We start from the raw sequence: 25,878 nt of genomic DNA, 5'->3' as shown, positions 1-25,878 counted from the left end.
GGTCACTCGGGTCGGAACGGGACGCGGGTGACGCGGGTGGCGGTCGAGCGGCCGGCGGGGCCCGGCACGCCCGTGCGCGTCCGGACCTCCGACGGCCTGCTCGCCGCGCGTCTCGTCTCCCGCGACGAGGTGCGCGCCGAGGTGGCGCTGGTCGCGAGCGGCGCCATGCTGCTCGGCGGGGACCACGTCGTCGTCGGCGTGCGGGTGGACCCCGGCTGCGCGCTCACGCTGACCGACGTCGGCGGCACGGTCGCGTACGACGGCGACGGGGCCGCCTGCCGGTGGGACACCGACATCCAGCTCGGTGCCGGGGCCACGCTGGCCTGGGCAGGGCTGCCGTTCGTCGTGGCCGCGGGCGCGGACGCACACCGCGCGACCACGGTACGGCTCGGCGCCGGGTCACACCTGGCCCTGCGCGAGACCGTGGTGCTGGGCCGTACCGGCGAGCGCGGCGGCCGCGTCGTGCTGCGCCTGGACGTCGCCGACGACGCCGGTCCCGTCCTCGTCGAGGAGCTGACCGCCGCCGGGGACCACCCCGTCCCCGGCGTCCTCGGCGACCACGCGGTGATCGACACCGTCACCACCCTGCACGGCAGCCCCGACGCCGACCGCCACAGCGAGCCCGCCGCGAGCACCGACGGCCCGGCCGACATCGGACCTGGCCGCGGCAGACCTGCAGCAGGTCCTGGCGGCCCACCGGACGCCCGGCCCGTGCGCCCCGACGACGCGGTCACGCTTTGCCTCGAACGCGGGGGAACGCTCACCCGCTGGCTCGGGGCCGCGACGCACCTGAGCCCTCTCGAACCCCCGGCGCTCGCCGCCCCGACGACATCCCCGGAGGATGCATGACTCCCAGCACGTCGGCCAACCAGCACCCCGACCGCTCGGTCGGTGCGGCCCACTCGGTCCCCGCTGACCGCATGGACCGCCCCGACCGCCCGATCCGCCGCGAGCGCCGGAGCATGACGGTTCCCGTCATCGTCGCGCTCCATGTCGTGGGGGTCGGGGGCCTGGCCGCGGCGTTGTTCGTCGACGACGGCGCCGGGGCGATCACCCTGGCCATGGGGCTGGCGGCCTACTCGCTCGGGCTCCGGCACGCGTTCGACGCCGATCACATCGCGACGATCGACAACACGACACGCCGGCTGGTGCGCGCGGGCCGGGACGCGCGTGGCGTCGGTCTCTGGTTCTCGCTGGGGCATTCGACGGTGGTTCTCGGCGCCGCCCTGCTCCTCGCTCTGGGGGTGAACGCCCTGGCTCCGATGCTGGGAGACGAGTCGTCGCCGCTGCGCCGGGCGACCGGGATCTGGGGGCCGGTCGTCTCCGGCACGTTCCTGCTGGCGATCGCCGTGGTCAACATCGTCATGCTGCGGCGGACCCTGCGCGGTCACGCCCACCATTACGCCGGCGGGCCGGTCACCTGGGCGCTGCGGCGGTTCGAGTGGTCCACCGACAGGCCTGGCCGGATGTACGTGGTCGGTCTGGTGTTCGGGCTCGGGTTCGACACGGCGACGGAGATCGGGCTGCTGGCGATCACGGCGTCGGCGGCCCTCGGCCAGGTCGCCTGGTACGCGGCCCTGCCCCTCGCGGTGCTGTTCGCGGCGGGGATGTCGCTGCTGGACTCCGCCCAGGGGGCGGTGGCCCGGCGCGTCTACGCCCACGCCGGGTCCGGCGGGCCGGAGACCGTCGGTGCGGGCGGCGGGCGTACGGGTGCCCCGGTCCCCGCGCGCTCCCGGGTGCGCTACGACGTCGTCGTCACGGGGGTGTCGGCGCTGGCCGCGCTGGGGATCGGCACGGTGACGCTGATGCAGGTCGCCGTCGAGCACGCGCCGTGGCTCGGCGGGGTCCCGGGCGCCGGCGTCAGCCTCGAGCCCTACGGGGTGGTGCTCACGGTCGTGCTGCTGGCGGTCTGGGGCGTGGGACTGCTAGCCCTGCGCCAGCCGCGCCGTGAGGCGTGAGAGGACGTCGCGGCCGCGGGACGAGAGGTAGACGCGGATCACGCGGCGGTCGAGGCCGTCGACCTCGCGGTAGACGAGGGCCTTGGTCAGGAGATCGTCGACCCGGCGGCCGAGGGTCGCCTTGTCGACGAGCACCGCTTCGCGCAGCTGGGACATGGTCAGGCCATCACCCGCGCCCAGTGCGTCGAGGACCAGCCACTCGTCGAGGGCGAAGCCTTCGGGGCGGAGCACCTCGGCGGCGTTCCTGGCCGCGCGCCGCGCCGCCAGGACGGATTCGCGCAGCATCGCGGCCGCCATCGTGTCGCCCACGTCGTCGTGGGTCGGAGCTATGACCGTCTCACTCCCCGTCCGCATGGCCGCACGCCCTTCCTGTGTGCTCGTACACTACCCGCCAACACAGGCCGAGCCCAGGAAAGGGCCCATCACGGGACGGGGCGTCATGTCGGACTTCGTCGTCGGTGCTCTCCTTCACTTCCAGGGCCCCGGAGGGATCTACGGCCCGTCGTGCCAGGCCGTGACGGAACTCGCCGTGGCGGAGATGAACGCGTCGGGCGGGATCCTCAGCCGTCCGGTGCGTGCGGAGTTCCTCGACGCGGGCCAGCCGCTCCCGGTCCTGCGGCATCAGGTGGGCCGGGCGCTGACCGCGGGCAGCATTCACGCGCTGACGGGCTGGCACACCTCCCGGGTGCGGAACGCCGTCGTCCCGCTGGTGCAACGCCGGGTCCCGTACGTGTACCCGGCCGCCTACGAGGGCGCCGAGACGCGCCCGGGCCTCTACGTCACCGGGGAGGTCCCGTCAGCCCAGCTGTTCCCCGCCATCTCGCGGCTCCGGGCAGAACTCGGTGTCCGGAACTGGTATGTGGTCGGCGACGACTACGCGTGGCCGAGGCGCACGTTCCAGGCGCTGTCCACGCAGGTCTCGTCGCTCGGGGTGGAGTTCGCCGGCGCCCGGTTCCTGAACGAGCAGGGGGCGAGCGCCGCCCAGCTCGGCGCCGTGGTGCACGACGTCGAGGCGTCGCGTGCCGACGGGGTGCTGATGCTGATGGTCGGGCAGAACGCGGTCCGGTTCAACCGGGTGTTCGCCCGGCAGGGTCTCGACGAGCGGATCGTGCGCCTGAGCACGCTCATGGAGGAGAACATGCTCATGGGCAGCGGCGCCGGCGGGACGGAGAACCTCTACTCGACCGGGGGCTGGTTCCGGAGCCTGGCGACAGGCGGGGCGCTCGACCTGATCGGGCGCTACACGGCCCACCACGGCGTGCACGCCCCCGCGGTCGGGGCGGCGGCCGAGGCCTGCTACGAGGGCATCTTCGCGCTGCGCACCATCATCGAGCGGGCCGGGAGCGCGGCGGTGGCCGCGACCGACCGGTCGGTGGACGGCGTCGTGTACGAAGGCCCGCGCGGTCCGATGCGGTTCCAGGGCAACCACGCCGAGCACCGCCTCTACATCGCCCGGGCCGACGGGTTCGACTTCGACCTCATGGGTGAGCTGTGAACTGGGCGAACTCCGGGCGCCGCCCCCGGCCCGCGTGATGACGGCCGGCCCCGCTCGACGTCGCGGTGTGACTTATCCCATGGAGAACAATCCGGTCAAGTCATACCTGGGCGGACTCGGAACCCGTGACCCGATTGTGACTTCCCGGCCCGCCAGGGTTACGGTCGGTCCCGCTCACGGCACTCCGTGAGCGCTCGAGGCGGACGCCGAACCCTGTCACCGCCCCGGGATCTGCAAACCAGATGACAGGGGCGGGGGAACCAACGCAAGCGGGCGCCATCGGCGCCCTTGGGGTGAAGCCGCACGGGTAGTGCGGCCGGGTCACTCTCCGATCCGAATCCGACAGCTCACCTCGCAGGCGCCGGGAGAACCACACGTGACCACTCGCACGCCCGGGCGCCATCGCGCTGCCCGAAATCCCCTCACCCCGCTGACCCCGCTCACCCGTGCCGCCGCACGCGGCATCTCCGGCGTCGCGCGCCGTGGCGCGCTCGTCGTCGCCGGATCAGGTCTGGCCGTCTCCCTGCTCAGCATCCCCTCGGATGCGGCGCCGGCGGCCGACGCCGGCCCGACCACCGCCGAGCTCCAGGCCGTGACGGGGTCCGTCGAGGCCGCGGCCGCGCAGGACGCGGCCGCGCAAGATGTGGCTGCGCAGGACGTGGCCGCCGCCCCCGCCGTCCGAGTGGCTGCCGACAGCAGGCTCACCCTGGAGACCGGGACGATCAAGGTGACGCCCGCACCCGAGCCGGAGCCTGAGCCAGAACCCGAGCCGGAGCCGGAGCCGGTCGAGGCCGCAGAGCCCGTCGAGGAGGAGGCCCCCGCCGCCACCGAGCAGCCCGCCGAGCCGGTCGAGAAGGCCGTCCCGGCCACCGCCGCCGGCTCCGAGGTGGTCTCCATCGCCATGCAGTACCTCGGCGTGCCGTACGTCTGGGGCGGCTCGACCCCCGCAGGGTTCGACTGCTCCGGGTTCACGTCGTACGTCTACGCCCAGGTCGGCGTCACCCTGCCGCGCACCTCCTCGGAGCAGCGCTACGCCGGCACCGTGGTCTCCGCCGCCGAGGCCCGGCCGGGCGACCTCATCTGGTCCCCCGGCCACATCGCCATCTACGCGGGCGACGACATGCAGGTCGAGGCCCCGGTCCCGGGCGAGACCGTGCGCTACACGAAGATCTGGCAGTCGAGCCCGACCTTCATCCGCGTCGGCTGACACCGGCCGACCACGCTCCACCACGAGGGCCCGCACCACGACGGTGCGGGCCCTCGTGGGCTCTGATGCGGGTCACTCGCCGCGACGAACGCGAGCGCCGCGCCGACGGCCGCCGTCAGCGGCGGCGTGAACCACGACGCGGTCCCCGAGCGCCGCTCCGGGCCACCCCGGCCGATGCCGGGCGCCCGGGTCGATCGAGAGCGCGCAGCGGACCCCGCGCCCTCGCGCGGGCGGGAGGCGGAGACCGTCAGCCCTCCCCCGCCTCGTCGTCGAACCTCTCCCGCGCCGCCCGCACGTCGTCCATGTTCGACGACGCCCAGCGCAGGAGGGCGTCGATGAGGTCCTGCAGCGTGTTGCCGAGCGCCGAGATGCGGTACTCGACGGCGACGGGGCGGGTGTTGACGACGACGCGCTCGATCATCCCGTTGCGTTCCAGCCGCCGCAGCGTCGCCGTGAGCGACTTCTGCGTCACGACGGGGATCGCGCGCCGCAGCTCGTTGAAGCGCAGCGGCTGCTCGCAGAGCTTGTCGAGCACCTGGAGCGACCACTTGTCGAGGATCTGGTCGAGGAACTCGCGCTGCTCGCCGGTGAGCTGGGTCGGGGTCGGGGAGGACGTTGCGGTATCCATCACGCCACCTGGTCTCGTTGAAGTTCCCGCTGGATACAAGGTATACCAGAGATACCTAGTAACGACCAGCGAGGAGTTCTCCCATGGCAGTCACGCTGTCCACCCCCGAGGGCATGTTCCAGCCCGTCCCCTACCACCACGTCTCCGTCGCGACGGGCACCCGGCACGTGCACGTCGCCGGCCAGATCGCCCGGGATGCCGACGGCAATCGCATCGCCACCGGCGACCTCGCCGGCCAGCTCGCCCAGGCGCTCCGGAACACCGCCCGCGGCCTCGCGGGCGCGGGCGCGACGTTCTCCGACGTCGCGCGGCTCCGGATCTTCGTCACCGACTGGAGCCCGGAGAAGTACGACGACTTCGTCGCCGGCATCGAGCAGGTCGCCGACGAGCTCGAGCTGCCGCAACCGCTCCCGCCGCTGTCGGCGATCGGCGTGGACTACCTGTTCGAGCCGGACGTCCTCGTCGAGGTCGAGGCGTACGCCGTCCTCGATTGAAATGCAGGGCGGTTCGCCGAGGGGCAGATATCGCACGGGTAGGTGTGGTCGGTCTGTTGTCCGTGCGGTCGGTACCCCGAGGGACCGACCGCACGGACAACAGACCGACCACTCGACAAGTGGCCGACCGCGGCCGGATCCCTCCTGAGGGGACGACCGCCGCGGGGTCGCTACGGTGTGGCCATGTCCTCGCCGCTGAGCAATCCGCGCCTCGCCGCCGTCGCCGCCCGCGGCATCCAGGCCCTGCAGGCCGCCGCCGGCCGACGGCAGACGGAGACCGCGCGCCGCCGCCTGCCCGACTACCCGGGCACCCGCGAGCCGCTCACGATCCCCACGCAGCACGGGGAGGTGCGTGCCTGGGCGTACCGGCCCCCGGAAGGCGCGGACGCCGGTGGTCTCCCGCCCGTGCACGTGAACCTGCACGGCGGCGGATTCGTGCTCCGCGGCCCCGACCAGGACGACCCCTGGTGCCGCCTGCTCGCCGCGGAGGCCGGCGTCGTCGTCCTGAACGTCGACTACGACGTCGCCCCGCAGGTGCGGTTCCCCGTGCCTCCGCACCAGGTGCACGCGGTGCTGGACTGGGTCGCGGGCGCCGGCGTCGACCACGGCTGGGACGGGCGGCGGCTGAGCATCGGCGGGCAGAGCGCGGGCGGCGCGCTCGCCGCGGCGGCGTCCCGGCTCGCGCTGGAGAACGCGCACCCGCGGGTGGCGCTGCAGGTGCTGCACTACCCGCCGCTCGACCTCACGGTCCCGGCAGGAGAGAAGCGGTCCCCGATCGCGAAGCCGCTCCTGCGCCCCTGGATGGGTGACGTGTTCGACGCCTCGTACGTGCCCGACGTCGCACGACGCGCCGACCGCCTGGCCTCCCCCGCCGCCCTGGTCGACCGCCGCCGACCACGCCATCTTGCGCCGACCACGCCATTGCGACGGATGGTTGCGTTAACACCGCGCACAATGGCGTGGTCGGCGCCGTCGGCACCATGACGCGGTCGCGCACCATGGCGTGATCGGCGCCTGCGGAGAGGCCGGGGCTGGGGACCGGACGCTGGGAACCGGAGGCCGAGGCCGGGGCGGCAGCCGCCTACGGGGCGAGGCGGACGAGCCGACTGGTGACGTGGCGGCGGACCGCGAGCGCCGCCGCGCGGCCCGCGCGGTTGCCGCCGATGGTGCTCGCGGAGGGGCCGTAGCCCACGAGCTGCACGCGGGGATCCCGGGCGGTGGTGACGGCGGTCTGCACGTCGGACGTGCCGGGCAGCAGCGGGATGCCGCCGTGCTCGCTGCGCAGGCGGAGCGGTGCGAGGTGGGTGACGGCGGGCCGGAAGCCGGTGGCCCAGAGGATCGTGTCGACGGGTTCGACGGCGGGCTGTCCCGGGTCGCGTGCGTCGTCGTCCCAGCGGACACCACCCGGCTCGATCCGGGAGAACATCGGGCGACGCCGGTCGTAGACGCCGAGGCGCGCCGCCTCCTGCTCCTGGGGTCGCAGGGCGAGGCCGGTGACGCTCACGACGCTCGCCGGCGGGAGGCCCGCGGTCACGCGGTCCAGCACCTGCCCGATGGCTTCCCGGCCGCTGTTCTCGTCGAAGTCGTCGCGCCAGACCGGTTCGCGCCGCGTCACCCACAGGGTGTCGGTGATGGGGCCGAGCTCGCCGAGGAACTGCACGGCCGAGGCTCCCCCGCCGACCACGAGCACGCGCTTGCCGCGGAAGTGCTCGGGCCCGGGGTAGTCGTGGGTGTGGAACTGTTCGCCGGCGAACGTCTCGGCGCCGGGGTAGTGCGGGACGAACGGCCGGGTCCACGTTCCGGTCGCGTTGACGAGCGTGCGGGTGAGCCAGGTGCCGGCGTCGGAGCGCACCTCGAGCAGGTCGCCGCGGCCGGTGACCGTACTGACGCGCACGGGACGTCGCACCGGCAGGTCGTGCTCCGCCTCGTAGTGGCCGAACCAGTCGGGCACGGCGCGGTTCGCGCGGTCCGTCGAGCGTCCGGGCGCGGGCCCGTCCGGCAGGTCGGCCACGCCGTGGACGTCCCGCATCGTCAGGGAGTCCCACCGGTGCTGCCAGGCGCCGCCCGGGCGGGGTTCGGCGTCGAGCACGACGTGCCGGATACCAAGCCTGCCCAGGTGGTACGACGCCGACAGGCCCGCCTGGCCCGCCCCGATCACGACCGAGTCATACACATCCACACGTCCCTCAACCACGAGGAAGGCCGTTCCATGCCCGGCGTTCGGCACCTGCCGCCCGACGTACGACGTCCGAGGTCCGAGGTCCGGGGTACGACGTCCGCCGTTCCAGGCCCGCCGTTCCACACCCGCCGCCCGACGTCCGCGACGCCCCGGATAGTTCTCCCCATGGCCATGCCCCGCGGTTCCCGATAGGTTCTCGTCTGCTTCACCCGCATCGGCCCGACAGAACGGGGACATCCATGGGCGAGCTCTGGGGCGCCGACCTCGAGCAGCTCCGCGCCCTCGCGGGCACCATGCGCGAGAGAGCGCAGGCCCTGGAGACCGCGCGCGCCCAGGTCGACGGGGCGCTCGCCGGGCTCCAGTGGTTCGGCCAGGACGCGGAGGGATTCCGCGCGGAGTGGTCGGACCTGCACCGCCCGAACCTGTCGACCGCGATCGACTCGCTCTCGCAGGCCCGCGAGACGCTCGAGCAGAACGCCGACGACCAGGAAAGCACCAGCGACGACGACGGCGCGGGCGGTCTGGGTTCCGGTGCCGGGGGCTCCTCGCCGGACTCGGGCTCCGGGGACGGCCCGGGCGCGGCGTACGTCCCCGTCTCCTCTCCGGCCTCCCCGCAGCTGCCGTCCGCCCTGACCCCCGACCGGTACGGGGATCTCTCCGAGGGGGAGCGCCAGGAGTGGCTGGCGACCGCCACCGACGAGCAGATCGCCGACCTGATGGCCGCGATGGAGGCGCAGGGCCTGTACCCGGGGCCGGACGCCGGCGCGCTGGCCAACGAGCACTGGACCCGGCAGGCGGCGCAGGACGCCGGGATCGACTACCTCGAGTGGGACCCGAGCCTGGGTGCCGACGCCAACCGCGAGAACATCGAGGCCGTCTACGAGTACTACGCCGACCTGTACCTGCAGAACCCCGACCTGGAGTGGGCCGGGATGGCGGCGATGATCGGCCCCTCGTTCGCCGCGGGCTTCCTCGATCTCGACATGATGCGCGACGTCGCGCAGGGCTTCGAGGTCTCGGGCGAGGTGCTCGACCACGTCGGCGGCGTGCCCGGTGCCGAGCTGATCGAGCAGGTCGCCGGCATGACCGACGACGAGCTGCGCTTCTACGAGACCACGTTCCTGTCGATGCAGCAGGAGATCTTCCACGACCAGGCGTCGATGCATGCCGCCTACGAGCACGGCGGCATGGACGAGATCGAGCGCATGTACGAGTCGGGCGCGATCGACGAGGCGACGTTCGACGCCTGGGGCGACATCGCGTCCGGCGACCCGGACCGCGTCTCCGAGGGCAACGTCGAGATGCTGCGCCGGGAGCAGCAGGACATCATCCACGACGACTACCAGGACATGATGAACCGTCCGGTGACGGGCGAGGCGATGACCTACATGATGACCCTCGTGGGCGAGGCGTCGATCCCGGGCACCCAGACGTTCGCCGAGGTCAACCCGCTGACCATCACGGCCGAGACGCCCGGGCCCGAGAACGTCCCGTTCACGCCCTGGGACAACCCCTTCCAGGGGGAGGTCAGCGTCACGACGCCGCTGCCGGACGGCAACATCGCCGACACCGGGCAGCGCTGGGACTACATCCAGGCCGACACGCTGCCCGCCTACCAGGACCTGCTGGCGAACGACCCCGGCCGCGTCGAGGAGATCCTGCAGACGGACGTGTCCGACCGCATCGACGACTACCGGCTCACGAACCCGTCTCACCTGGCCGACATCGTGGGGCGGCTGGGCGACTGGGACGTGGACGTCAGCCAGTGAGGGACGACGTCGTCCGTCCGCCCGCCGCCGCACCATCCACACGACGCATACGGCACCTGACCTGCACACGACATGACAAGGTGGACCCATGTCATTGAGGAAGGCGATCCTCGCGGCGGCCGCCGTTCTCGCGCTGGTCGCGACGGCGGGCTGCGCCGTCCGCGTCGGTGGCGCGGACGACGACCGCGCCGAGGTCTTCGGAGAGGCGAACAGCATGCAGTGGGACCTGACACGACCGCTCAAGGCCGAGGATCTCGGGCTCCCGGAGGACCAGATGGTGGTGGTCACCGTGCCCGACGACGCCACCGTGAACCTCACGCTCCCGTCCGGCACCTGGTCGGGGCGCACGGAGGAGATGACGGTGACCACCCGGCACGGCTACGTGGACCAGGTCGACCTGTACTGGACCGAGGCCGACGGGCAGGCCGCCGCCGACCGGATGGCCGGGGACGCGTCGCTGCTCGGCGTGGATCCCGCCCAGGTCGCGGGCTGGGCCGAGACCGCGAGGTGGGCCGAGACCGCCGACATCAACCGGACTCGTGAGAAGGCCAACTACAACGGCGCCACCGGCGAGGTGTCCACCTCGGTCAAGCCGAGCATGGCCGTGGGTGAGGGCGCGGGGACGCCGGTCCGGCTCTGGTACAAGTTCTACGTCCGGGACGTGGTCGAGACGGCGACCTGATCCGTGAGGACGGCCCGCGGCCGACGTCGTCCGCGAACCGTCCTCGCGAGGCATGGGCCGCCTCACGCCATCTCGGGCACGTGCAGGTGCGCGAACGCGATCTCCATCTCCTCGACGCCGTCGACGATCGCGTCGAGCTCGGTGACGACCCGGTCGCGGATGCCCGCGGCGGCGTCCCGGCTGCCCTCGATGGCTCCGAGGGTGTCGAAGGCGGCCGTACCGACGATCCGGCTCGCCTCACGGTCGACCATCAGGCTGGCCCCGCAGAATCCGTCGAGCTCCTGGATCTGCGGCAGGGCAACCATCCGGAACAGGTCGATGGCGCGATCGATCATGTCCGGGTCGCAGCTCAGCCAGGTCAGGCGCGCGTGCGCGCCGTCCGGCACGACGTGGTCGTGGTGGACGACGGCGATCTCCCACTGGTGGACCTCGCTGTCGCCGTGGCTGCCCAGCGCCCGCTCGGCGCTCGCCCGCAGCGGGCGCACGGCCTCGGTGCTCGCCCGCATCGCGTCCTCGGACCGCCACGAGGTCGTGGCGACGACCCGGCAGATCCTCCGGTCGTAGAGCAGCGACATCCCGGCGCAGCCGTCCATCGCGGTGACCGCGGGGTAGATCTCGTCCTGGATGAGCCGCAGGCCCTCGTCGAGCAGAGCGGGATCTCCCCGCACCTCGGAAGTACGTACGTACATGACTGGCTCCCAGCTTCGGGGCAACGCCCGGACGGCGCTGCCGTCCCTCCCCACGTTCCGCCGCCGGGCGGCCCGGCGCAAGTCGGTTCAGCGCGGGCAGACCGCCGCGTCCGCGGAACCTCTCGGCGAGGCGGGGGCGCCGTGGGTCAGCGGTTCCCAGGCCGTGAGGAGCTCGTTGGTGCCGAACGTGCTCCACGACTCGTCGTGCCGCCGCGACCACGTCATCGGGCAGCCGAACCGGCCCGCCAGGACCGACAGCGACGCCGACGGCAGATACTCCAGCCGGCCGTCCACGGATCCGCGGCAGAGCCAGGACGGCGTCTCGCCGGCGACCGCGATCTCGGAGTGCAGCTCGAACGCCGCCGACAGGCGCGGGCCGACGCGGGGGTACAGGTCGTCGCCCTGGATCGACGTCGTCATCAGGACGTGCGACATGGCCGCCAGGCCCAGCGTCGTGTGGCTGAAGTCCCGGCAGCTCTCCTGCGCGACGCCGTCGCGGAAGTCCTCCTGCCCCTGCCAGAAGGCGATGATCTCGCGCTCGGTGTCGTACGGGCTGCCGGACGCCTCCACCGGGAGGGCACCGTCGGACTCCAGGTAGACGTAGGCCCGGGACCGGTCGAGGAACACGGCCACGGCCGTGTCGTAGGCGTCACGGTCGTCGAGGAAGACGGCGATGGCGATGGCGGCCTCGGTCATGGCCAGCTCCCAGTTGCCGTTGGAGTAGGAGCGCGCGGTGACCTGAGGGAGGTAGACGTCCCGGAGCATCGCCTCGAACCGTTCCACCTCCTCCTTCGGCCAGCCCGCGCCGGTGTGCCGGACGATCTCCGCCGCCCGCGCCCAGATCGCGCCGGCCCAGGCGGCCTGGAGGCGGGCGTTCGTGTTCGTGTGCCCCCGGATGGTCGCCGACCAGGCGTTCATGATCTCGATCGACTTGCGCGCGTGCGCCTCGTCGCCGGTCACCGCCCATGCGAGCGCCTGGGCGTAGGCGGCGTGGGCGTCGCGCCGTTCCTCGGTGCACCCGTGGTCCGGGTTCTGGTGTCCCCCGCACTCGACCACGGTGCGTGGCTCGGCCCGGTGGTCGAGCGCGCCCCACTCGGAACTCACCATCTCGGCGAAGACCTGCTCCGCCGGGTGTTCCCCCGCCGCGACCCGGCGTTCCATCGCGTCGAGGAGGACCTGGTCGACGAAGACCCCGGGGTGGACGAAGCCCGAGCCGCCCCCGCCCCCGGACCCGGCCTCTTCGGGCGCGGGCCGGACCTCGCTCACGGCGTCCGGGTGCTCGGGTTCCCGGGTCACGCCGGACTCGGCCGCCAGGCTGGGCTTCGCCGTCGGCTCGGCGATCGCACGCTTGACACCGACGGGTCCCTCGGCACAGCCCGTCACGGCGACCAGCACGGTCAGCACCACGGCGATGGATACTCGCACGAGACAGAGCCTGACATAAGAGAGCGGAAATCGGCGTGACAACACCCGGTCCGGAGGGCAAGCCTCTCCGTTCCCCTTTGTCCTCGGGTGGTCGGGGGTTTGGCGTGTGGTCGGTCAAGTGATTGACCGACCACACGCCAAACCCCCGACCACACACCCTCCGGTCCCCCGCCCCGCGTCAGGGCACCGGCGAGACCGTCGGCACCAGCACCGTCGTCAGGTCCCCCGAGCCCAGGTGGACGAGCGCCTTGCCCGGCGCCACCTGGCTCGACACCGCCGACCGCGGCAGGCTCACGCCCACCAGGTCGCCGTCGAACCGGTCCTGCGGGCTGAGCAGCGCGCCGCGCCGGTGCTTCTTGGCGTCGACCTGCCAGCCGGAGAACCCGCTCGCCACGTCCGACGCGTCGCCGCCGAGCACGAGCGCGCGCCGGTTGTCGCCCGCCGTCCGGAACCAGGCGCGCAGCCAGCCCTTGGCCGGGCAGTCCGCGACGAGCTCGGCGTCGTCCACCAGGAACACCACGGGTGTGCCGTCCGGATCCAGGAGCGGCGCGAGCGTCTCCTCGGTCAGCTGTTCGGCGTCGGTCAGCACCGTCCGCACGGCGAGCGAACGGCGGGCGAACGTTCGCACACGGCGAAACGACAAAACCGCAGGTCACGGCTCCCTTGGCGATCGCTGGGGCAGGTCTTGGGATGAGGTTCCCGGCTTGCGCGGATGGCGGTGCGATGCCGCACGCCGCATGATCGGCCGGACGTCGCATGATCGGCCGCCCGGGGCGCCGATCATGCGACATCTGACCGACCTCCCATCTCCGCGCGACAATCCGCGCGCCCCGCCGATTACGCTGTCGCCGTGGATCAGGTCGTGGAACGCGCCGACGAGGCGGAACGCCTTGCCGCGGCCGCGGCACGCGGCGACGCCCGGGCGCTCGAGGATCTCCTGGTGCACGTGCGCGCGGACGTGCTGCGGATCTGTGCCCGGTTCCTGCCGTGCGCCGAGGACGCCGAGGAGGCGTGTCAGGACACCTTGCTCGCGGTCGCGCGGAACATCGCGTCCTTCGAGGGACGCTCGGCGTTCCGCACCTGGCTCTACCGCGTGGCGGCCAATCGGTCCCGGAGCACCTACCAGGCGCTCCGGCGCCGGTTCGAGGCCGAGCGCGACCTCCCGCCGCCCGACCGCCCGGATCCGCGGCGCACGAGCGTCGTGGCGGGCACCCGCCTGGACCTGCTCGACGGCCTCTCGGCGATCGGGGCCGAGCACGCCGAGGCCGTGGCCCTGCGGGACGTGGCAGGCCTGGCCTATGCCGAGGTGGCGGTGGCGCTCGGGGTTCCCGAGGGAACCGTGAAGTCCCGCATCCACGAGGGCCGACGGCGCCTGCGAGCACATCTCGGGGATGCCGGATGAGAGCACCCCGGACACGCCACCTGCCCTGGGGTGCCCCGTGCCGCCGTCGGACGCACCGCCCGTCCCGGAGCGCGCCGGCCCGCCGCCACTCCGGGGCGGGCCGGAGCGCAGGCCGTGCGCCTGGGTGACCGGCCCCCTCACACGTGACCCACATCACATCCGGATCACCGAACCGCGACGCCTTCCGGGCGGACTCATGGGGTGACGGAACCCGACAGAAGGAGATCACCATGCGGTCCACCTACCGCGCCCTGCCCGCCGCGCTCGCACTCGCTCTTCCGCTCACCCTGGGCGCCTGTGGCGGTTCCGGCGAGGCCGTCAGCCCGCTCAGCGGCGACGCCGCGTCGGGCGAGCCGACAGGCGCCGAGACCGGCGCGGCGAGCCCCAGCGCGAGCCCGTCCGCGAGCGCCGGCGAGGCGGTACCCGTCAGCGGCGTCACCGAACGCACCCTCTCGCACACCCAGGCCGACGTCACGGTCCTGTCCGCCGAGGTCTCCTACGAGACGCCGGGCAGCAAGACCGGGGACATGCCCGACCCTCTTCCCGGCGACGTCCCCTATCTCTACGTCGAGGTGAAGGTGGCCAACCGCCTGCTGAACGAGGGCCTTCTCCTGCAGGACGGCATCTACCTCGACCTCGGCACCGGGGAGCTGCTCCCGAACACGCTGCGCACCGACGCGTCGGGCAACATCGATCCGGGGACGACGGCGGACGGCTGGTACGGCTTCGAGCTTCCGGGCCCCGACGCCCCGGTCGAGGACGCGGTCCTCGTGCTGGGCGAGCTCGACCGGCGGCAGGACCTGCTGCCGCTGACGGGCGAGCAGCCGGAGCCGGAGTACCCGAAGGAGATCGACGTGAAGTCGCCGGGGATCGTCCTGACCGGCTCGGTGGACGACCACGACGGGCAGTGCCCGATGGACGTCGAGATCACCGACGCGACGCTGGCGCACTGGGTCGGGTTCGACGAGGACGGTTCGTCGTACCAGACCGAGCAGGCCGCGGCCGACAGTCTGATGGTGTGGCTGAACTTCGACATCAGCACCAGGCCTGACGGGGTGGGCTGCTTCCTGCACACCCAGGACGAGCTGCATCTGGTGGTCGACGGCGAGCGCCGCGGCGACTCGCCGCGGATCCACGAGACCGGGATCGTCGACAGCGGTACGACCGACCAGCAGTTCCTGGTCTACGAGGTCCCGGCCGACGCCGAGGTGGAGATCGAGTGGGGCAACATCGAGGGCAGGACGGTCCTGACGGAGATCCCGGTTCCGTAGGGGATCGCGCAGGTAGGTGTGGTCGGTCCGGTGTCGAGTGGTCGGTCCCTCAAGCGGCCGGCCGCACGGACAACGGACCGACCGCGCCGCCTACTCAGCAGGCCGGCGCGGACGGCGGAGCCCTCATGGCGCGCGGGCGGCAGGCGGTCACGCCCTGCGGACAGCGGGTCTTCACGCAGCGCGGCAGTCACGCACAGCGGTCACGCACAGCAGTCAGGGTGCGCCGGCCTCGATGCCGGCGAGCAGCGACTCCACGAACCGGGCGGGGTCGCTGTCTGCTGGTGGCGCGATCTGGGCGTAGAGCAGGCCCGCGTCCGACGGCGCCGAGCCCGCCGCCTCCACGATCGTCGCCTTGCCGCTGCGGCAGTCGGTGAAGGTCGCCACGGCCCAGGTGATCCCGCCCGCGTCGACCTCCGCGCTGTCGGGGGCCTCGCACTGCCCGTGGACCTGCGCGCCGACGTAGTCCTCCGGCGTCGTCTCGGCGGCGAGGGTGGGCGACAGGCCGATGAACGCGCCGGGCACGGAGGCATCGGTCGCCCAGCGGCCGGGCTCGGGCGAGACGACCAGCGCCGGCTCGCGCGCGCCGGCGTCGTCCGTCCGGCCGGACCAGCCCGATCCGGCGGCCTCCCAGCCCTCCGGCAGTCGCACGTGGATGCGGTCGTCGTCGCTCGCCGCGACGGCGGTGTCCCTCTCGAGCCACCAGAGGACCCCGGTCGCGGCCCCGGCGAGGGTGAGACTCACAGCGACCGCGACCGCCCAGCGGCCACGGCGTCGGCCTCGGGTCCGGGCGTCGCCGGGCGTCAGCGTCTCCCCGCCGTCGTGCGTGCCCGTCTGCTCGGGCGGCGACCACGGGCCCGGCTCCTGCGGGCCGACACGGGGTGCGACGTCGGACCTCGGGGTCGACGGACCGCGCGGTTCGTCGTGGCCGACGTGCGGGGCGGCGCCGGCCAGAGCCGTCATGAAGGCGGCGGCGTCCGGGGGCCTGGCGGCGGGGTTGCGCGACGTCGCCGCGCGCAGCACGTCGCCGACAGACTCCGGGACGCCCCGGCGCAGGCGCCATCCGGGGCCTGCGATGCCGGGCACGCCGTCGGACCCGGCAAGGTCGGCCGCGGCACCGGGCACGACGCCGGACGCGACGCCGGGTGCCTCGTCAGGTTCGGTCAGGAGGACGATGCCGAGCCGGCCGAGGGCGTACACATCGGTCCTGCGGTCGACGGTGGCGAGCGGGTGGTCCTGCTCGGGCGCCATGAATCCGGGCGTGCCGGCGCGTGCCGTGAGCCCGGACGCCGCCGCCAGTTCCTTCGCGAGCCCGAGGTCGGCCACGAGCACCTGCTGCTCCCCCGCCTGCCTGCTGCGGAAGAGCACGTTCCCGGGCGTCAGGTCGCGGTGCACGATCTGCGCGTCGTGGAGCACCTGGACGCCGGCCGCGATCTCCGCCAGGAGCGACAGGCCCTGGTCGGCGTCCGGCCGGCCCGATTCCAGGCGGTCCCGCAGGCTGCCGCCGTCGGCCCAGGCGAGGACGGCGTACGGGCGCCCGTCGGGCAGCTCGTCGAAGGTGTGGACCCGCACCAGCCGCTCGTCGTCGAGCCGCCACAGCAGCCGGGCCTCCTCCACGAAGCGCTCCCGTACCCGCAGGTCATGGCTCCAGTTCTCCGCGAGCACCTTGATGGCCACGTACGCGTCGAGCAACTCGTCATGACCGAGCCACACGGTCGCGAACGACCCCACGCCCAGCAACCGCTCGATGCGATAGCGGCCGATGCGCTGGGGGTGCTCCATGGTCAGAAGGCTATCTACCGGTCGCGCACGGGCCGGGTGAAAGCGCGGGCCGGGTGGCCGGGCCGCTGAGCCGCGGCGGCCAACCGGCGACGGCCACCGGTCGCGGCCGGCTGCCTCGGCGATCCGGGATGTCGAGGCAGCCGGCACGCCCCCGACGGCAGGCGGCACGTCCCTCTACGGCAGGCGGCAAGGAGTCAGCAGCGGCTCCGGAACCTCCGCTCGGCGAAGCGGTTCTCGACGAATCGCACCACGCTCGGCGCCGCGGTCACCATCGTCGTGATGTGTTCGCCGAGATGCCACTGCCAGTACACGTCGGCGCCCGCGGCGCAGTACTCCTCGCGCAGCGTCACCGCCTGGCCCGGCGGCACGATCTCGTCGAACAGGCCGTGGTACAGGAACATCGGCGCGTCCGGCGGGTTCGCCCCGGCGCGGTTCTCGGTGAACCGCGCCTGCCAGGCGTCGGTGTACCGCGGGTCCTCGTCGGTGTAGACGCCGATGTCCTGCAGCGCGTACGCGAGCGCCGTGTCGACGCACGCGTCCCGCTCCCGCTCGTACAGGCGCCGGCCCCGTTCGTTGAGATAGCCGTGCAGGTCGAGTTCCGGGTAGGCGGCGTCGTACCCGAAGGCGGCGAGCAGCATGAACCCGAAGCCGACCCCGCCGTTGAGCCTCTCGGAGACCTCGGTGAGGTCGGCGGGCACGCCACCGGCGGCGACGCCGACGACGGCGAGCTCCGGCGCGTACGCCTGCCACAGCTCGCCGGCCCAGACCGCCGCGCCGCCGCCCTGCGAGTAGCCGGCGATCACCACCTTGCCGCCGGGCTCCAGCCCGGACGCGGTCAGGTTCGTGGCGGCCCGCACCATGTCGAGCACGACGCGACCCTGCGACCTGCCGACCATGTAGGTGTGCACTCCGGGTGTGCCGAGGCCCTCGTAGTCGGTGATCACCACGGCGTACCCCTTGAGCAGGAAGGGCTCGATGAGCGGCCGCTCGTAGTCGAGCCAGCGCGACGGCGCGCAGTCGTCGCCGACACCCCGCGTCCCGGGCGCGACGGTCACGATCGGGCGCGGCCCCTGGCCGATCCATGGGCGGTGCGGCACGAGGACGCGCCCGGTCACGGGGATGTCCTGGCCGGTGGCGTTGGTCGAGTGGTACATGACCATCCAGGTGCGGGCGACCAGGCCGGCGGGCTGCTCGCGCGTCCTGATCAGCTCGCCGTTCGCGCCGTCGCCGAGGTCGGCAGGCGGGTCGTAGAAGCCGTCGGGCGGGACGGGGAAGATCGTGCCGGACCGGAGCCGGCCGTCGTCGGGCACGGCGGCCGACGACGGGTCGGTGAGCTCCCCGGTCCCGGGGTCCGGCACGGGGGCGACGGCGGACGTCGTGTTCGACGTCGTGCTGACCGGTGCGGGAGGCGCAGCCTGCGCGACGGCGGGTGCGAGCGGGACCGCGAGTGCGGCGGCGGTGGTGACGGCGAGCCCGCGAAGCCATGTTCTGCGGGCGGGGTGACGATGGCGGTTGAGCATGGATGCCTCTCCTTCGAGGTCGTCCCCGGATGCTCGACGCTGAGCACCCGGCCCGGCGAACCGAGCGCTACTTACTGTAACTACAATAAGTAGCGGCGCCAAGAGCCCTCCGGGGAGCGGCGGGACGGCGGGACGCAGTGTGGTCGGGGGTTTGGCGTGTGGTCGGTCAAGTGATTGACCGACCACACGCCAAACCCCCGACCACATGACGGAGACCGCCAGGATCCGGCTGGCCGCAGTCGTGCACCACGCCCGGACGGCAGTCAGGAACGGGCCGGGCCGGCCGTCGTCGTCCGGGACGTCAGGACTGGCCCGCGCCCGCCATCACGGTCTCCTTGACGCCGGCGGCGTCCTCGGGCGTGTAGGAGTACGGGATCGGCTCGACCGAACCGCCCTGCTGCCCCTCGCCGGAGTTCACGAAGTGGTTGTCCCGGGCCACGATGCTGCCCGGGCCGGAGTCGGCCTCGCCGAGGTGGAACGGGTCGTCGACGTTCTCGAAGTAGTTGCCCTCGACCAGCACGCCCGCACCCATCGTGGAGGCCACGCCGTAGCTGGAGACACCCGTGTACAGGTTGTTGAACACGTGTACCGGGTTCGCGAACCGCACGCGCGGGTTGCGCTGGACGGTGCCGTCGAACCAGTTGTGGTGGTAGGTCACCCGGAGCGCACCCGTGTCCTGGTCGCCGTTGTCGTCGGAGTGGCCGAGCAGGGCGTTCTTGTCGTGGCCCTGGAAGTGGTTCCAGGAGACGGTGACGTAGTCCGACCCGCGCTTGATGTCGAGCGACCCGTCGTAGCCGACGCCGAACGTGTTGTGGTCCACCCACACGTTCCGGGACATCTGGATGTTGATCGCGTCGTCGTCCCAGCCGTCGAACGACAGGTTGCGGATGATGACGTTCTCCGCGTCGGCGACGTCCAGGCCGCAGCCCGTGAGCCGCGCGCCCGAGACACCCTCGACGGTGGTGTTCGACCCGACCCGGATCATCCCGCTGCAGGAGACGTCGCCGGAGAGCCGGACCACCTTGGCCGAGCCGCCGGACACGGCGCCCGCCAGTTCGTCGGCGGAGCCGACACCGATCGCCGCCGCGTCACCACCCCCGGTGACGCCGCCGTTCTGCCCGCCCCACCCGATCAGGGCGCCGGCCGCGGCGGGCGCTCCCGCCTCCTCGGACGCGGACTTCCCGGTCTTGCTCTCCTCGGAGGGCTTCTCGGTGCCCTCGGACGGGCGGCCCTCGCCGCCGGAGACCTCCACGGCTCCCGCCTCGGTGTCGACCTGGACCGAGTCCGGGACCGTGACGGCCGCCTCCTCGGCGTCGGCCCGTACCGAATCGGCGACGACGACGGCGTCCTGGGCGCCGCCGAGGATGTTGTTGCCGGCCAGGGCATAGGCGCCGGCGCCGAGACCGGCGACCACGACGGCGGAGGCTGCGATCACCACCCGTCCACGACGAAATCTGGAAGTGCGAGCCATCTGGGTTGCTCCTCGTGTGCACGATCTGGGTTCGTGGTGTGCACGCCCTTGTACACCGGCGACGGCGCGAGAGGCGCGATGCGCACGACGCCATCAGACATCTCTGGCAAATCGCCAGCGCATCGGAGACTACAACGTTGCAGTCCCGTCGCGGAACTTCACCCGGGCGAGCAGATCACGAATCCGGTGACGTCACCGGGGCTGAGGCAGGGTCCCCGATGCCGCCAGGACGCGCTCGGCGCGCTCCACCAGGGCCACGGCACCCGCCGCGAGCGGAACCAGCACCAGGTTGCCGAGCAGCATCGTGCGGAAGAACGGCAGGCCCGCCACGTAGGAGGCCAGGAGCCCGTCGAGACCGGCAGGGTAGAAGGTGCCCCTGCCCTGCAACCACACGCCGAAGTTGGTCCACAGGAAGAACCAGACGGACCCGCCGACACCGAGCCCGAGCGCCGCGCCGAGCCTCCGCCACCCGGTGGTGCGACGCACGAGCAGCGCCCCGAGCCCGATCACGGCCCACGCCGTCCAGGTGAACAGCAGGATCGACGTGTTGCCGAGCAGCGCGTCGCTCACCGCGGCGGCCGCGAACGGCACGAGCACCGCCGCGCGGTGCCGCAGGATCACGGCGGCGAAGAACGTCGCCGCCGTGATCAGCTCCAGATTCGGCGGGGCGCCCAGGTCCGCGCGCACCATGCGCCACACCACCGCGAGCACCACCGCGGCGACGGCGAGTGCCGGCCGCCACCAGCGGTGCGCGAGGTCCGCGAGCGTCAGGTCGCGTACGGGTGGCCGGTGGGCGTCGGACCGGGCGCCTCGCATCAGAACGTCTCCAGCTTCCAGGTGATCTCCTGGCCGTCCTCGGTCTCGAACGTGCCGGCGCCGACCTCGGCCTGCTCGCCGTCGACGTAGAACGCCCAGAACTCGTTCTCGCCCTCGTCGGCGGTGTATCCGCAGATGGCCGTGACGAAGGCGGTGTCGTCGTCGCCGGTGGCCTCGGCGTTCGGGTCATTCTCCAGGAGCAGGTCGAGCGCGGTCTCACCGTCCTCGCCGGTGTAGGTGAAGTCTTCCTTCTCGACGCAGGCCGGGGCGAGGCCGCCGGGAGCGGACGCGGCGTCGTCGGCCTCGTCGTTGTTCTCGCCGCCGGAGCCGCAGGCCGCAAGGAGTGCGACGACGGCCGCCGCGGCGAGCATCTTCAGGGACGGGATGGTGGTGCGTTGCATGGTCACAGCCTCATCGTAAGAACCCGGCCCCCGAACCCGCATGTGCGTCTCGTGGACCGGTGCTCTGCGACCCGGACGCCGGGCCAGGGCCCCGATGCGGGTCGCTGACGGATCAGACGTCGATACGCTCGCGGTCCAGCTCGTTCGCGCCGTCGACGATGAACTTCTTGCGCGGCGCGACGTCCGAGCCCATGAGCAGGTCGAACACGCGCTCGGCGGCCTCGGCGTGCTCGGCCGTGACGCGACGCAGCGTGCGGTGGCGCGGGCTCATGGTGGTCTCCGCGAGCTGGTCGGCGTCCATCTCGCCGAGGCCCTTGTACCGCTGGATGTCGTCCTTGTAGCGCCGCCCCGCCTTGTCGAGCTTGCGCAGCGTGCTCTGCAGCTCGGCCTCGGAGTAGGTGTAGATGTACTCCGTCTTGCGCTTCCCGCTGGCCGGCAGCTCGATCCGGTGAAGTGGCGGCACCGCCGCGAACACCCGGCCCGCTTCGATGAGCGGCTTCATGTAGCGGTAGAAGAGCGTCAGGAGGAGGGTGCGGATGTGCGCGCCGTCGACATCGGCGTCGGTCATCAGCACGATCTTGCCGTAGCGGGCCGCCTCGAGGTCGAAGGAGCGCCCGGAGCCGGCGCCGAGCACCTGGATGATGGCGGCGCACTCGGCGTTGCGCAGCATGTCGCTGATCGACGCCTTCTGGACATTGAGGATCTTGCCGCGGATGGGCAGCAGCGCCTGGAAGTCGCTCGAGCGGGCGAGCTTCGCGGTGCCGAGGGCCGAGTCGCCCTCCACGATGAACAGCTCGGACTTGTTCACGTCGTCGCTGCGGCAGTCGGCGAGCTTGGCGGGCAGGGAGGAGGTCTCCAGCGCGTTCTTGCGCCGGCTGATCTCCTTCTGCTTGCGCGCGGTGATGCGGGCGCGCATCTCGGCGACCACCTTCTCCAGGAGGAGCGCGGCCTGGGTCTTGTCGTCCCGCTTGGGGGAGGTCAGGTGCGCCTGGATCTCCTGCTCCACCACGCGGGAGACGATCTGCCGGACCGGGCCGGTGCCGAGCACCTCCTTGGTCTGACCCTCGAACTGCGGCTCCGCGAGGCGCACGGTGACCACGGCGGTGAGGCCCGCGAGGACGTCGTCCTTCTCGATCCGCTCGGCGTTCTCCTTGGTGGAGACCTTGAGCTTGCGGGCGTTGGTCTCCACCGCCTTGCGGATCACCTTGAGCAGGCCCTGGTCGAACCCGGTCTGGTGGGTGCCGCCCTTGGGGGTGGCGATGATGTTGACGAAGGAGCGCATCTCGGTCTCGTACCCGGTGCCCCACCGCAGCGCCACGTCCACCTCGCACTCGCGCTGCACCGCCTGGGGCGTCATGTGGCCCCTGTCGTCCAGCACGGGCACCGTCTCGGAGAACGTGCCCGAGCCCTGCAGGCGCCAGATCGCCGTTACCGGCGTGTCCGGGGCGAGGTGCTCGACGAAGTCGATCACGCCGCCGTCGTGCTTGAAGACCTCCTCGTGCACGCCGGACTCCCCCGGCGTGCCGGGCAGGCCCCGCTCGTCGCGGATGCGGATCTCGAGGCCCGGCACCAGGAAGCTGGTCTGCCGCGCGCGGGTGACGAGCTCGTCGTAGCTGAAGACGGCGGTCTTGGGGAAGATCTGCCGGTCCGCCCAGTACCGCACGCGCGTGCCGGTCACGCCCCGCTTCACCTTGCCGATCACGGTGAGCTCGGAATGATCGGTGAACGGCTCGAACGGCACATCCGGCCCGGCGCCCGACGGCGGGTCCGTGAACACGCCGGGCTCACCGCGGTGGAACATCATCCGGTGCGTCTTGCCGCCGCGGTCGACCTCGACGTCGAGGCGCGCGGACAGCGCGTTGACCACCGAGGCGCCCACGCCGTGCAGGCCGCCCGAGGCCGCGTACGAGCCGCCGCCGAACTTCCCGCCCGCGTGCAGTTTCGTGTAGACGACCTCCACGCCGGACAGTCCTGTCTTCGGCTCGACGTCGACCGGGATGCCGCGGCCGTCGTCCGCGACCGTCACCGACGAGTCCGCGTGCAGCACGACGTCGATCTGCGTCGCGTGCCCGCCCAGGGCCTCGTCGACGGAGTTGTCGATGATCTCCCACAGGCAGTGCATGAGACCACGGGAGTCGGTGGTCCCGATGTACATACCGGGTCGCTTGCGCACCGCCTCCAGGCCCTCCAGGACGGAGAGATGCCGGGCGGTGTAGCTGGATTCCTTCTCAGGACGGGCGGTCGCGGTCACGGGGCACAGCGTAGACGAGGAGGCCGACACGATGTGCTCGCCACGCAGGACAGACGCGAGTAGAGGTATGGCGGACGTCCCCGAGCGGCGGCGCGGCACGAGCGTGGCCGCACCCCGCGACCGCCGTCGGACACCGTGGGCATCCGCGTGACTCCGATTCATCCCTCAGCGCAATCGGGCCTCCCCGGCTACGGAAACTGTGAGGGACACCGCTATGCTCACGGCGAAAGCGGGGCTCTGAGGGGATGGGACCCGATGCACCGATGGTTGGATAGGGGCGTGACGACCATGACGACCGAACAACTCACCGCCGCCGACCGTTGCGACCGCTGCGGGGCCCAGGCCTACGTGCGAGTCGTCCTGCCCTCGGGCGAACTGCTCTTCTGCGGTCACCACGCCCGAGCACACCAGCCCGCCTACGCCGGCGTGGCCACCCACGTCCAGGACGAGACCGACCGGCTGCTCGCCGAGCACGGGCAGAACTGACCCCAGAGCCCTCACAGACCACGAGAACGGCCGGCCCCCGAAAGGGAGCCGGCCGTTCTGCTGTCCTGGGTCGCTGCGGACCCGGGCGGGCGGTACCGCGGATCAGTCGAGGTAGTCGCGCAGCACCTGGGAACGCGACGGGTGCCGCAGCTTCGACATCGTCTTGGACTCGATCTGACGGATGCGCTCACGCGTCACGCCGTAGACCTTGCCGATCTCGTCCAGCGTCTTGGGCTGGCCGTCCTGCAGGCCGAACCGCATGGACACGACGCCTGCCTCGCGCTCGCTGAGCGTGTCCAGCACCTGGTGCAGCTGCTCCTGCAGCAGCGTGAACGACACCGCGTCCGCCGGCACCACGGCCTCGGAGTCCTCGATGAGGTCACCGAACTCGCTGTCGCCGTCCTCGCCGAGCGGGGTCGCCAGGGAGATGGGCTCGCGGCCGTACTTCTGGACCTCGACCACCTTCTCCGGGGTCATGTCCAGCTCCTTGGCCAGCTCCTCCGGCGTGGGCTCGCGGCCCAGGTCCTGGAGCATCTGGCGCTGCACGCGGGCGAGCTTGTTGATGACCTCGACCATGTGCACCGGGATGCGGATGGTGCGGGCCTGGTCCGCCATGGCGCGGGTGATCGCCTGCCGGATCCACCAGGTGGCGTACGTCGAGAACTTGTAGCCCTTGGTGTAGTCGAACTTCTCGACCGCGCGGATCAGACCGAGGTTGCCCTCCTGGATCAGGTCCAGGAACAGCATGCCGCGGCCCGTGTAGCGCTTGGCGAGCGAGACCACGAGGCGCAGGTTCGCCTCGAGCAGGTGGTTCTTCGCACGCTTGCCGTCGTGCGCGATCCACTTCAGGTCGCGCTCAGTTCGGCGCTGGTCCTTGTCGTTCCGGTCGAACTCCGTGCTGGCGAGGCGCTCCTCGGCGAACAGGCCGGCCTCGATGCGCTTGGCGAGCTCGACCTCCTGCTCCGCGTTCAGCAGCGCGACCTTACCGATCTGCTTCAGGTAGTCCTTGACCGGGTCCGCGGTGGCACCGGCGGTGACGACCTGCTGCGCGGGCTGGTCCTCGTCGTCCGTGTCGGAGACGACGAAGCCGCCTCGCTCGTCGGCGATCTCGGCCTTGCGCCGCCTCGCGGTCGGCGCCGGCTCCTCCTCCTCGAGCGGTGGGGTCGAGATATCCGACAGGTCGTTCTCCACGAGCACCGGGGCGTCGTCCGCCCCCTTGCGACGCCGTGGCGTCGTCGTCTTCGCTGCCGCGGCGGTCTTCGCCGCGGGCTTCTTCGCGGCCGACCTGGCGGCCGGCTTCTTCCGCGCCGCGGGCTTCCCGGACTCGGCCTCGGGCTCGTCCGCGACGGCGTCCGTGGATGCGTCGGCGGGAGCCTCCGACTCCGCGGCCACGGTCTTCCTCGCCGTGGTCTTCCGGGTGGTGGTCGACTTCGTCGTACGACGCGTCGTCTTCCGCGCGCCGGACGTCGTGGACGACGCCGAGCCCTCGGCATCGTCCTCCACGCTGGCCTTCGCGGCGACCGCACCCGAGTGGCTCGCGGCGGCGGCGACGGTCGCCGAGGCGGGCAGCCCGACGTCGACCCCGGAGCCGGCAAGAGCCCGCAGGACGGCCTTGAGCCGCTTGGCATCGGCCACCTTCGCGGTCTCGCATGCCGTGCGGAAGTTCTCGGCATCGACTCGGCCGGCGGCCACGCCGGTGCTGAGGAGCTCTTTCAGAGCGGGATGCTCGAACTCGCGGGGCAGGTCACGCACGGGGGCGCGATCAAGAGCTGTGTCCTGGGAGTTGACGGGAGTGGGCGCCACAAACCGACCTTTCGGGGTCATCGAGGATCCGGTGGTTCCGCTGCCGGGGCCTGCACTGGACCTCGTCGTGATCGGCAACGAACAAGGGATATTGTACCGTTGGCACCCTTGCACGCCTCTGCCAACGTGGCCAGCGCAGGAAATTCGGGGCT

General features: G+C 72.3%; 24 protein-coding genes and 1 riboswitch. Of the genes, 11 read left to right on the top strand and 13 right to left on the bottom strand.

Features of this window, described 5'->3' with window-relative positions; all coding sequences use genetic code 11:
- Positions 1 to 27 precede the first annotated feature (27 nt).
- A complete protein-coding gene (locus tag ACYVK5_RS17225; RefSeq protein WP_460707179.1) occupies positions 28 to 849 on the top strand; it encodes an urease accessory protein UreD in 822 nt (273 codons plus the stop codon).
- The gene (locus ACYVK5_RS17220; RefSeq protein ID WP_460707178.1) at positions 846 to 1,958 is read left to right on the top strand and encodes a HoxN/HupN/NixA family nickel/cobalt transporter; all 1,113 of its coding nucleotides are present in this window, start codon (positions 846 to 848) and stop codon (positions 1,956 to 1,958) included. Before ACYVK5_RS17225 ends, ACYVK5_RS17220 begins: the two co-directional genes overlap by 4 nt.
- Here the strand turns inward: ACYVK5_RS17220 and ACYVK5_RS17215 are convergent.
- Positions 1,926 to 2,312 carry a MarR family transcriptional regulator gene (locus tag ACYVK5_RS17215; RefSeq protein ID WP_460707177.1) on the bottom strand — a complete coding sequence of 129 codons (387 nt, stop codon included), beginning with the start codon at positions 2,310 to 2,312 and terminating at the stop codon, positions 1,926 to 1,928. The two genes, ACYVK5_RS17220 and ACYVK5_RS17215, sit on opposite strands and share 33 nt — an antisense overlap.
- Positions 2,313 to 2,397: 85 nt before the next feature.
- On the opposite strand from ACYVK5_RS17215, the gene ACYVK5_RS17210 reads away from it, so the two are divergent.
- Together ACYVK5_RS17210 and ACYVK5_RS17205 are read left to right on the top strand one after the other, a co-directional pair.
- Positions 2,398 to 3,453: a substrate-binding domain-containing protein gene (locus ACYVK5_RS17210; RefSeq protein ID WP_460707176.1), complete on the top strand. Its 1,056-nt coding sequence runs from the start codon at positions 2,398 to 2,400 to the stop codon at positions 3,451 to 3,453.
- A 194-nt stretch (positions 3,454 to 3,647) separates the two neighbouring features.
- Positions 3,648 to 3,826: riboswitch (cyclic di-AMP (ydaO/yuaA leader) on the top strand.
- 3 nt (positions 3,827 to 3,829) lie between these two features.
- On the top strand, positions 3,830 to 4,660 hold the full coding sequence (locus ACYVK5_RS17205) for a C40 family peptidase (protein ID WP_460707175.1): 831 nt from the start codon (positions 3,830 to 3,832) through the stop codon (positions 4,658 to 4,660).
- Between the two features lie 247 nt (positions 4,661 to 4,907).
- On the opposite strand, the gene ACYVK5_RS17200 is transcribed toward ACYVK5_RS17205, so the two are convergent.
- Positions 4,908 to 5,288 (bottom strand): winged helix-turn-helix transcriptional regulator, encoded by a 381-nt coding sequence (locus tag ACYVK5_RS17200; RefSeq protein WP_460707174.1) that lies wholly within the window; start codon positions 5,286 to 5,288, stop codon positions 4,908 to 4,910.
- An 83-nt stretch (positions 5,289 to 5,371) separates the two neighbouring features.
- Between ACYVK5_RS17200 and ACYVK5_RS17195 the strand changes: the two genes are divergently transcribed.
- Entirely contained in the window at positions 5,372 to 5,782 is a 411-nt protein-coding gene (locus tag ACYVK5_RS17195; protein ID WP_460707173.1) for a Rid family hydrolase, read from the top strand.
- Positions 5,783 to 5,965: 183 nt separating this feature from the next.
- Positions 5,966 to 6,766 carry an alpha/beta hydrolase fold domain-containing protein gene (locus ACYVK5_RS17190; protein WP_460707172.1) on the top strand — a complete coding sequence of 267 codons (801 nt, stop codon included), beginning with the start codon at positions 5,966 to 5,968 and terminating at the stop codon, positions 6,764 to 6,766.
- Positions 6,767 to 6,863: 97 nt separating this feature from the next.
- On the opposite strand, the gene ACYVK5_RS17185 is transcribed toward ACYVK5_RS17190, so the two are convergent.
- Entirely contained in the window at positions 6,864 to 7,961 is a 1,098-nt protein-coding gene (locus ACYVK5_RS17185; RefSeq protein WP_460707171.1) for an NAD(P)-binding domain-containing protein, read from the bottom strand.
- 239 nt (positions 7,962 to 8,200) lie between these two features.
- Between ACYVK5_RS17185 and ACYVK5_RS17180 the strand changes: the two genes are divergently transcribed.
- Both ACYVK5_RS17180 and ACYVK5_RS17175 read left to right on the top strand, forming a co-directional pair.
- Positions 8,201 to 9,730 (top strand): WXG100 family type VII secretion target, encoded by a 1,530-nt coding sequence (locus tag ACYVK5_RS17180; RefSeq protein WP_460707170.1) that lies wholly within the window; start codon positions 8,201 to 8,203, stop codon positions 9,728 to 9,730.
- 88 nt (positions 9,731 to 9,818) lie between these two features.
- Positions 9,819 to 10,412, top strand: a complete 594-nt coding sequence (locus ACYVK5_RS17175; protein WP_460707169.1) for a hypothetical protein — start codon at positions 9,819 to 9,821, stop codon at positions 10,410 to 10,412.
- Between the two features lie 62 nt (positions 10,413 to 10,474).
- On the opposite strand, the gene ACYVK5_RS17170 is transcribed toward ACYVK5_RS17175, so the two are convergent.
- The 3 genes from ACYVK5_RS17170 to ACYVK5_RS17160 form a co-directional block, all read right to left on the bottom strand.
- Positions 10,475 to 11,101: a hypothetical protein gene (locus ACYVK5_RS17170; protein WP_460707168.1), complete on the bottom strand. Its 627-nt coding sequence runs from the start codon at positions 11,099 to 11,101 to the stop codon at positions 10,475 to 10,477.
- An 87-nt stretch (positions 11,102 to 11,188) separates the two neighbouring features.
- Positions 11,189 to 12,526 (bottom strand): alginate lyase family protein, encoded by a 1,338-nt coding sequence (locus ACYVK5_RS17165; protein WP_460707167.1) that lies wholly within the window; start codon positions 12,524 to 12,526, stop codon positions 11,189 to 11,191.
- Between the two features lie 178 nt (positions 12,527 to 12,704).
- Positions 12,705 to 13,154 (bottom strand): hypothetical protein, encoded by a 450-nt coding sequence (locus ACYVK5_RS17160; protein ID WP_460707166.1) that lies wholly within the window; start codon positions 13,152 to 13,154, stop codon positions 12,705 to 12,707.
- A gap of 222 nt (positions 13,155 to 13,376) precedes the next feature.
- Here ACYVK5_RS17160 and ACYVK5_RS17155 point away from each other — a divergent pair, with 222 nt between their 5' ends.
- Both ACYVK5_RS17155 and ACYVK5_RS17150 read left to right on the top strand, forming a co-directional pair.
- Positions 13,377 to 13,928, top strand: a complete 552-nt coding sequence (locus ACYVK5_RS17155) for an RNA polymerase sigma factor (protein WP_460707165.1) — start codon at positions 13,377 to 13,379, stop codon at positions 13,926 to 13,928.
- Positions 13,929 to 14,158: 230 nt separating this feature from the next.
- The gene (locus tag ACYVK5_RS17150) at positions 14,159 to 15,199 is read left to right on the top strand and encodes a hypothetical protein (RefSeq protein WP_460707164.1); all 1,041 of its coding nucleotides are present in this window, start codon (positions 14,159 to 14,161) and stop codon (positions 15,197 to 15,199) included.
- 213 nt (positions 15,200 to 15,412) lie between these two features.
- On the opposite strand, the gene ACYVK5_RS17145 is transcribed toward ACYVK5_RS17150, so the two are convergent.
- From ACYVK5_RS17145 to ACYVK5_RS17120, 6 genes are all read right to left on the bottom strand, one after another.
- The gene (locus ACYVK5_RS17145; RefSeq protein WP_460707163.1) at positions 15,413 to 16,978 is read right to left on the bottom strand and encodes a serine/threonine-protein kinase; all 1,566 of its coding nucleotides are present in this window, start codon (positions 16,976 to 16,978) and stop codon (positions 15,413 to 15,415) included.
- Positions 16,979 to 17,172: 194 nt separating this feature from the next.
- Positions 17,173 to 18,498: a lipase family protein gene (locus tag ACYVK5_RS17140; protein ID WP_460707162.1), complete on the bottom strand. Its 1,326-nt coding sequence runs from the start codon at positions 18,496 to 18,498 to the stop codon at positions 17,173 to 17,175.
- 301 nt (positions 18,499 to 18,799) lie between these two features.
- On the bottom strand, positions 18,800 to 19,969 hold the full coding sequence (locus tag ACYVK5_RS17135) for a pectate lyase family protein (RefSeq protein ID WP_460707161.1): 1,170 nt from the start codon (positions 19,967 to 19,969) through the stop codon (positions 18,800 to 18,802).
- 192 nt (positions 19,970 to 20,161) lie between these two features.
- Entirely contained in the window at positions 20,162 to 20,785 is a 624-nt protein-coding gene (locus tag ACYVK5_RS17130; RefSeq protein ID WP_460707160.1) for a DUF6580 family putative transport protein, read from the bottom strand.
- Complete coding sequence (locus tag ACYVK5_RS17125; RefSeq protein WP_460707219.1) at positions 20,785 to 21,186, bottom strand: DUF4430 domain-containing protein; 402 nt, start codon at positions 21,184 to 21,186, stop codon at positions 20,785 to 20,787. The genes ACYVK5_RS17130 and ACYVK5_RS17125 overlap by 1 nt, the downstream gene beginning before the upstream one ends.
- A gap of 112 nt (positions 21,187 to 21,298) precedes the next feature.
- On the bottom strand, positions 21,299 to 23,437 hold the full coding sequence (locus tag ACYVK5_RS17120; protein WP_460707159.1) for a DNA gyrase/topoisomerase IV subunit B: 2,139 nt from the start codon (positions 23,435 to 23,437) through the stop codon (positions 21,299 to 21,301).
- A gap of 288 nt (positions 23,438 to 23,725) precedes the next feature.
- Here ACYVK5_RS17120 and ACYVK5_RS17115 point away from each other — a divergent pair, with 288 nt between their 5' ends.
- Positions 23,726 to 23,923 (top strand): DUF7455 domain-containing protein, encoded by a 198-nt coding sequence (locus ACYVK5_RS17115; RefSeq protein ID WP_460707218.1) that lies wholly within the window; start codon positions 23,726 to 23,728, stop codon positions 23,921 to 23,923.
- 102 nt (positions 23,924 to 24,025) lie between these two features.
- Here ACYVK5_RS17115 and ACYVK5_RS17110 read toward each other — a convergent pair whose 3' ends face one another.
- Positions 24,026 to 25,747, bottom strand: a complete 1,722-nt coding sequence (locus ACYVK5_RS17110) for an RNA polymerase sigma factor (RefSeq protein ID WP_460707158.1) — start codon at positions 25,745 to 25,747, stop codon at positions 24,026 to 24,028.
- Positions 25,748 to 25,878 lie beyond the last annotated feature (131 nt).

This window comes from Myceligenerans halotolerans, from assembly GCF_054782975.1.
This window is presented reverse-complemented; position numbering and strand designations above follow the sequence as displayed.